Origin of the sequence: Candidatus Micropelagos thuwalensis (assembly GCF_000469155.1) — a bacterium.
GTDB lineage: Bacteria > Pseudomonadota > Alphaproteobacteria > RS24 > RS24 > Micropelagius > Micropelagius thuwalensis.
Genome location: NZ_AWXE01000003.1, coordinates 162,330 through 170,269 on the forward strand (window position 1 = coordinate 162,330; position 7,940 = coordinate 170,269).

Annotated in this window: 9 protein-coding genes; 3 read left to right on the top strand and 6 right to left on the bottom strand. The window is 33.7% G+C overall.

Annotation, left to right across the window (positions count from 1 at the left end; translation table 11 throughout):
* Window positions 1-101 precede the first annotated feature (101 nt).
* From RS24_RS04520 to RS24_RS04530, 3 genes are read right to left on the bottom strand one after another with little or no spacing between them, the layout of a single operon-like run.
* The gene (locus tag RS24_RS04520) at window positions 102-491 is read right to left on the bottom strand and encodes a hypothetical protein (RefSeq protein WP_021777009.1); all 390 of its coding nucleotides are present in this window, start codon (window positions 489-491) and stop codon (window positions 102-104) included.
* Window positions 492-504: 13 nt separating this feature from the next.
* Window positions 505-885 carry a hypothetical protein gene (locus RS24_RS04525; RefSeq protein ID WP_192814058.1) on the bottom strand — a complete coding sequence of 127 codons (381 nt, stop codon included), beginning with the start codon at window positions 883-885 and terminating at the stop codon, window positions 505-507.
* Window positions 886-893: 8 nt separating this feature from the next.
* Window positions 894-1,292 carry a hypothetical protein gene (locus tag RS24_RS04530; RefSeq protein WP_021777011.1) on the bottom strand — a complete coding sequence of 133 codons (399 nt, stop codon included), beginning with the start codon at window positions 1,290-1,292 and terminating at the stop codon, window positions 894-896.
* 107 nt (window positions 1,293-1,399) lie between these two features.
* Here RS24_RS04530 and RS24_RS04535 point away from each other — a divergent pair, with 107 nt between their 5' ends.
* From RS24_RS04535 to RS24_RS04545, 3 genes are read left to right on the top strand one after another with little or no spacing between them, the layout of a single operon-like run.
* Complete coding sequence (locus tag RS24_RS04535) at window positions 1,400-2,683, top strand: serine hydrolase domain-containing protein (RefSeq protein WP_021777012.1); 1,284 nt, start codon at window positions 1,400-1,402, stop codon at window positions 2,681-2,683.
* 5 nt (window positions 2,684-2,688) lie between these two features.
* Window positions 2,689-5,469 (top strand): response regulator, encoded by a 2,781-nt coding sequence (locus RS24_RS09730; protein ID WP_021777013.1) that lies wholly within the window; start codon window positions 2,689-2,691, stop codon window positions 5,467-5,469.
* A 2-nt stretch (window positions 5,470-5,471) separates the two neighbouring features.
* On the top strand, window positions 5,472-5,834 hold the full coding sequence (locus tag RS24_RS04545) for a response regulator (protein ID WP_021777014.1): 363 nt from the start codon (window positions 5,472-5,474) through the stop codon (window positions 5,832-5,834).
* A 1-nt stretch (window position 5,835) separates the two neighbouring features.
* On the opposite strand, the gene RS24_RS04550 is transcribed toward RS24_RS04545, so the two are convergent.
* The 3 genes from RS24_RS04550 to RS24_RS04560 form a co-directional block, all read right to left on the bottom strand.
* Window positions 5,836-7,218, bottom strand: coding sequence for a diguanylate cyclase (locus RS24_RS04550; protein ID WP_021777015.1), 1,383 nt, complete (start codon window positions 7,216-7,218; stop codon window positions 5,836-5,838).
* Between the two features lie 25 nt (window positions 7,219-7,243).
* Window positions 7,244-7,573, bottom strand: a complete 330-nt coding sequence (locus RS24_RS04555) for a PilZ domain-containing protein (protein WP_021777016.1) — start codon at window positions 7,571-7,573, stop codon at window positions 7,244-7,246.
* Between the two features lie 8 nt (window positions 7,574-7,581).
* Window positions 7,582-7,940, bottom strand: a 359-nt coding sequence (locus tag RS24_RS04560) for an EAL domain-containing protein (RefSeq protein ID WP_021777017.1), incomplete at its 5' end; no start/stop codon positions are given.

A 7,940-nucleotide genomic window follows, 5' to 3' on the forward strand; every position in this document is an offset into this window, starting at 1 on the left:
ATAAAATTATCAAATTTTCAAAGGAAACTTTAAAGCGCCCTGATTGTCTCTAACAATTCAATCAAAAGTATTGAATTAATTATTTTAGTTAGTCATTAGTGTTACTTAATTGTCATAATGTTTTCAGAATATGCATAATCTTCAATCCCACAAGCTCTCCAAGCAGCACTGATTAGTGCAGTCCATTCCGGACTGTTTTCTTGCCAGTTTGTTATTTTTTTTCGCAGTTCCCAGGACTCAGTTCTATCCACACATCCAACATCACCGTCACCATAAATTCCACAACTAACATCATGCTTATAAGGTGAATTTTCGCGTTCATATGCCATAACTTTATTTAGATATTTTAACGACTTATCTGCATCACCTGGACACTTGTTCTTATATATAAAAATTAAATCATCCTTGTTAGCTAAAACCTGAGGTAATGCTTGCGAGGCACTAAAAATTCCGAAAAAAACAATAAAATATTTAAAAATATTTAACCTCACGAAATACTCCTGACTACTCGAGCCTTAAGATATCTAATTGAAACCCAAAATCATCGACCTCACAGACACGCCAACCCTCCCTAATTAGCGTATTCCATTGGTCATCATTTTCTTGCCAAGCTACATTAGCCTCGTAATCCTCAACTGAATTGGTAACTACCACACATCCCATCATACCGTCATTCAAACGACCACATCTAGAAACCTGAGGTTTAGGCTGATTTTTAAACTGATACTCAAAAAGCTTTTCATATTTTTTCATAGCACCTTCGATATCTTTGCATTCATTCTTAAAAAAATAAACAACCTTGCCTTTTTCTATATTAATTTGAGCAAAAGTTTGGTTTGGAAATATTAGAAAGAAAAGAGTTAACAAGGTAATTATTCGCATCATATGCACATTTACTTCCTTTCTAGTATTTCTTGTTTAAAAGCAAAATTATCTATCTCACAATAATCCCAGGCTTGGGAAGCGAATTCGAGCCACTTATCGTCATTTGCTTGCCATTCTTGGATCGCATCAAATGTTTTACGGGACTTATGCAAAATGACACAACCTGCTGAGCCATTATCATATGCACCACAAAAACCATTGAAGGTATTGGGAAATTGGGTTTCTTGATAAGAAAGCATTTCATTAAAAATGGGCATTGCTTTATCAGGGTCTGCACATTTATTTATACCAACAACGGCAAATGAGTACATTTCATTTATTCGTTTTATCTTAGAAGACTGAGCATTAACTTCGTAAACCCAAAAGCATAATAAAATTATTGAAAAACCGATTAATCTCTCAAACACTAAAACTACTCCACAAAAAATCCTATCTTTTTAATTTATAATAAAGATTAACTTTTGCAATTTTTGGTAATAATGCATTTAATATAATCCTATTTAGAGTTAAGTCGATGTTTGGTAAGTACAGTCTTTTTTTCTTTATTTCTTTATTTTTATCTACAGCCTCAAATTTAGCTGGTGAGGTAAAAGTAACTTCGCCAGAAGAAGTTGGTTATTCAACTAAAAAATTGATGGCCCTCAAAGATATTCTTGATCCTTATATTCAAGACGGCAAATTACCCAATTACATGTTGTCCTTATACCGTGAGGACAAAAAAATTTTTGAAATAATGAATGGGACTACAGATTTTGATTTCAAAAAACCAATAAGAGGTAATGATATTTTTTGGATAGCTTCTATGTCAAAACCAATCACCTCACTCGCAGCACTTCAACTAGTTGAGAAGGGGAAGTTAAACCTAGACGATCCAATTGATAAATATCTGCCTTATTTTTCCAATCCAATTATCGCAATTGATGGAAATATGTCATCAGAATTAAAGCCTGCTAAAAACAAAATCCTAATAAAAAATTTACTTACTCATACATCTGGACTTACTTATGGATCAAGTATCGCGAAAGAAAACGATGTTTCAAATCTGTATGACGGCATAGACCCTATGAGCCCATCAAGATCTTTAAGCGACTCGGTAAACTTAATATCTGAGTTACCTCTTATTGCAGAACCCAACACAGAATTTAACTATTCAGTAAGCTTACTCGTATTGGGCCTAATAATTGAAGATATAACCGGTATGCGTCTTGGCGATTATCTTGAAGAAAATATATTTAAACCTTTAAATATGATAGATACTGCATTTTACATTGATGTTAGTAAACACGATCGAATTGCAGATCTTTTTCAAGCAAAACGAGTAACCGTTCAAGTTCCAGGAGAAAACCTTTCGTTTGAACCTAGCCCTCTAACCAAATGGTGCAAAAACAAGAAAATGGCTGATCATGGCGGCGAGGGTCTTTGTTCAACAGCTGCGGATTATCATAAATTTATTCAGCTATTAATGAATAAGGGAGAGCTCAATGGAGTTCGGATCCTGGGTGAAAAATATACCAATTTAATGCTGACAAATCAGATGCCGTCAGAAGCAGGGGAAGCACCTTTAACTAACTTTTTCGGCCCAGTAGCAAAAAACTTACAATTCAGCTACGGGCTTGGAATAAGTTTGGATAGAGAACTTACAAAAACAAGATATTACTGGTGGGCTGGTGCTGCGAATACTTTTTTTTGGTTTGATACAAAAACTAAATTGCATGGTGTCTTTATGACTCATCACCTCCCAGTTTTGTATAATATTATTGATCAACTATATAGTGTTACAGACAATTCGAAGTTGTAATCACAATGCAAATTCGTCATCTTTTATCTGTTATAATAATCTTATCTGCATTAATTGCTGCATCGCTAACAGCACTCCTATTTAATCTTCGTGATAACGCGTCTTCTTCATTTCGTCTGGAAAATGAAAAGAAAATATTTGAAGACCGATTTAAATCTATTATTCAAGAGGAAGACATAATAATAAATAATTTCAGCCCAACTGGCATTCGGTCATCTTTTTTTGACTCAAGAAACTCCAAGCCACTAGATTTTTCTCGTAATCAAGCAAATTATTTTAATAATTTACAATCATCAAATGTCACTGAAAACCCAATCCATTTAAACATTTTAAATGGTCGTTATAGAAGTCTAAGTCGATATTTTACACCATTTTTCCTTCGTGAAATTGAAGGGAGCGTACCATCATTTTATTCATTCTTGAAAATTGAAGATTTGAGCGAAATGTCGTGTCGATCTGACCCTAGATTAGAGGTCTCACCTTGTGCAGGAAGAACAGAAGAAAATATTCTAATCACATCAAACCGTGAAAAAATTTTTTCAGATATCATAGAGACTAAAAGTTCTTGGTCAGGCTTTATGGCAGTTAAAAACACTGTTCAACAGAGTCGATGGCAGGAAGCCAACATGAAATTTGGTTATCTGAGAGTTAAAATTTTTCCTCTTATTGCTGACGATAAGGTTATTGCATTTGGTATAATTGGAAGGGAAATTGAAAGTGCAATTAAATCATTTGCAGAGGGTTTAGTTGCAGATGCTGAACTTGTTTATATCCCAACACTAGACAGCCAACTTGAAAATACAAGAAATCAAATGCTTAAAAGCCGAATGGAGATTTCCAGATTTCTTATTAACATAAATAAAAACTTTTATGTCGATGAACAATCTGGACAAGAAGCAATTAGACTTGATTTCGGAGAAAACAGGGATCTTTTTGTAGTCTTATTTAGAGATATCTCTAACCTTTTAAAAGAACAGAAACTAATTAATCAGCAAGTTGCACCATTAGGGTTTATCATCCTAATTCTACTCGGAATTATAATTCTTGCTGTTCAGAGAAGTATTTTTAAGCCTCTAAAAGAGGCCGTAGATGCACTTAAGAGTCTTTCTGAACATAATACTGATTTAGTAATCCCCGAACGCAAGGGACTATTATCAAGTGATAATGATGAAATTGGACGACTTCTGATGGCTCTTAAGAATTATGATGCGACAACAAGAGAGCTGGATCAAATTAAAACTTTGTCCAAAGAGTTGGAGAAAGCAAAGGATGAAGCTAACAACGCCAATGAGGCTAAAAGTTTATTTCTTGCTAATATGAGCCATGAATTAAGAACACCACTTAATGCAATTATTGGTCTCGCATCATTGTTAAGAGATGATGTGAGAGAAGATGAACTTGAGGATTATTATGAGCCGCTAGATAGAATTCATCGGGCCAGCAAACATCTTTTGTCATTAATAAATGATGTGCTTGATGTATCAAAAATTGAAGCTGGTAAAATTGAGCTTTTCATAGAAAATTTTGACCTCAATGAAATAATTGACGATGTCATTTTCAGCTCCACTGAGCTAGCAAACCAAAACAATAATGAGTTGAACACTAATATTATTGACGAAATAGGGCTTATTAACTCTGATAGAACTCGTCTTCGTCAAATTATTTACAATCTAATATCAAATGCCTGTAAATTCACCGAAAAAGGTAAAGTTACCCTATCAACATCTTTCGCTGATGATGAAAAAGATACTTTTCAAATTGCAATTACTGATACCGGTATTGGCATGACAGCTGATCAAGTAGCCAAATTATTTTCATCTTTTACTCAAGCTGACAGTTCGACAACTCGAAAATATGGAGGCACTGGATTAGGATTATCCATCTCAAAACAACTTTCAGAAATTATGGGGGGATCATTAGAAGTTGAAAGTGAAGAAGGTATAGGGTCAACATTTATTGTCACACTGCCAATAAATTCCAATAATCAAGACAAACAAAAAGATAATCGTAAAGCTGAAAAAGTAACAAAATTACCTATTAAGGATAGCACGATACTTATTATTGATGATGAACAGAGTGTTGTAGATATTTTATCGGAGCAACTTAGACGTAAGGGTTTTGAGATAATCAGTGCTAAAAATGGAGCTGATGGTATTACAATGGCCGAAAAGTATATGCCTGCAGCAATAACTCTTGATATCCTTATGCCAGAAATGGATGGCTGGGAAGTGCTCAAACAGCTCAAAAAAAATAAAAAATTAAAAGATATTCCGGTGATTATTTCTTCAATAATAGATGATAAGAAGACTGGTTTTTCTCTTGGCGCTAGCGATTTTATATCCAAGCCTGTTGATAAAGACGAACTTTCAAATGTACTTGGTAGGTTTTTTAATTCCTTCAGTAATAAGAAAGTCCTAATAATTGAGGACGATAGTGACTCCAGACTTTATCTTAAAAGATTAATGGTAGATTTAGATTTAACGGTTTCAGAAGCAGAAAATGGTAAAAAGGGTATTGAATTTCTTAAATCTTGCGACATTGTCCCTGATTTAATTTTACTTGACTTAATGATGCCTGAGATGGACGGATTCCAATTTGCCGAAGAAATAAAACTCCTCGAGAAATGTGCCAATATTCCTATTGTCGTCATTACCGCTTTGGATTTAAACCCTGCAGATCACTCAAGAATTATTAAAAACGTAGATAGCGTATTCACAAAGGGGCAAGTTAAAGCAGATGAAATTTCGGAAAAAATATTCTCCTTACTATTAAAGGAAAGGAATTAAACATGGCCAAGATACTCTACGTCGAGGATAACGACGATAATATATATATGCTTAAAAGGTGGTTGAAACGAAAAGGTCATGAAGTTTTAATAGCCGAAAACGGCGCTGACGGTGTAGATATTGCCGAGCAAGAAATGCCTGATTTAATTTTAATGGATTTAAATTTACCCATAATGGACGGCTGGACGGCGACGACAAAAATTAAAGAAAATGAAAAAACCTCCAGCATCCCTGTCATAGCTCTTTCTGCTCACGCAATGAGTGAACATAGAGAAAAAGCTTTAAATTCTGGCGCTGACGATTATGATACAAAACCCGTGGATGTTGACAGGCTTTTATCCAAAATGGGTAAGTTTCTTGATTAATTTATAATATGATGCGATTTCTGCCGCCATTTTTTGCTTCATATAATTTTTCGTCAGCAAATGTAAGATAAGAAGAATAATCACCATTCATATCATTTGAATGAGCAATTCCACCGCTGATTGTCATTGAAATTTTTGAATTGTTAATTTCCAATTCTACTTTTTCAATAGATGACCTAATTCTTTCACATATAATTGACATATCATTAATAGATATTGGCTGACAGGCGCATAGAAACTCCTCACCCCCTAACCTGCCAACAAGGTCAACTTTACGAACATTCGCAGAAATAGTTTTAGCAACGAATTTTATTGCTTCATCTCCTGCATCATGACCATAGGTATCATTGATTATTTTAAAGTGATCTATGTCAAAAATAGCAACTGCATACTCTTTTCCATTCTCTTTAAGTTGAGTATCATATTTTTTAAGATCACCAATAATCTTTCTTCGATTGCTTATACCCGTTAATTGATCAGTATTAGCTAACCTGAATAGATCATCTTGAAGAATTTGTTTTTCAAGAACTGAAGCAACTTTGATTTCTAATACTGATAATTCAACAGGTTTGGCAAGATAGTCATTTGCGCCATTTCTCAAACAAGTCACAATACTGCGAGGGTCATCTAGACCGCTAATAATTATTACAGGGATTTTTTTATGTTTATCAACAAGCCTGAGTTTCGTTAAAACCTCTATACCATTCATATCTGGCATTATAAGGTCCAATAAAATCAAATCTGCATCCGTCTTCTCCAGAAATTTTAGAGCATTAGCGCCTGAGTCCTCTTCGTGTACGTCATAACCACGTTGCTTAAGGCGTCTGCTAAATATTCCACGATTGATATGATCATCATCAACAATGAGAATGCGCTTGCCTTTTAGTCTTTCATTCGACGCATGTTTAAACTCGGAGGCATCAATTGAGGAAAAAAATTCAGCAAGAGAGTTTCTCTGGTTTTTATCTTTATTTTCAATTGCTTCTAACCTAATTAGACCATCAACTTCTATGGTTAAATCATTTGAAATATCAATAATCTGCTTAATTAAGACTCGAAGCTCTTCATCTGAGTCCTGACAATCGTCGAGAACTAACTTTGAACAACCCAGAACTGCGTTTATTGGATTTTTAATATCATGTCTGATTTTTTGGAAATCAAATTTACTAATATCTTGAGTGTTAATATCATCATTATAATGCTCGATCAAAGCCACAAGCTTATTTGAGGCACTATGAATTTGATAAATATCTTCTATTGTTTCCTCAGATAGACCATCAAAATTTCGAATTATCTCATTGCAAATACCAACAATTGACTGACTTGGAAAAAGAATTTTCTCTCTAAATTCTGTAATATTTTCATTTTTTGAAATATTAGACATAATCAGTTCAACGATAGGTTATTTATTATTTTAACATTTCTAATTTGTTTTCAGATCGCAAATATTCAATGAATTCATTAAAAAATTTTCTGAAATTTTCATCCTCAACAAAATCAACAGCAAAAAAGTTTTTATTTTCGTCCACCCTTACAATTTTTCCTTTAACTCCCCATCCTTCATTTCCAGATTTATGCGGAAAGACTATAATAATTTCAGCTTCAGTATTAACTACTGCTTCAAATTCATTTTTGATTAATCCCGCACCAGTTCTACTAAAATCAATTACGGGACAATGATGTCCGTCAATAAAAACATTGACTGGTAATTTGTATCTGACGCTTTTTCTAGTGCTCATAAATAGACCTAAGAGATAAATTTTTCAGGTTTATGAAAATAATAGCCTTGTACCAACCTATATCCATATGACTTAAGCAAATTAATAGTTTCATTATCTTCAACGCCCTCAGCAATTAAAGTCAAACTTCTTTTGTTAGCTATGGAAATCATTTTCCGATGAAAAGAACTTTTCAATGCTTCTTCACTGATAGATATGCTTCTATCTAGTTTAACAAAATCAAGCGGAAAAAAATCTAGTGCATCAATTTCTATATCTGTTGCACCATAGTCATCTAGACCTATCTGAGCACCAGCATCTTTAAGATTCTCTGCAATAGGTAAAAATTTTATATAATCACTTTGCGTAAATATTTCAGAAATTTCTA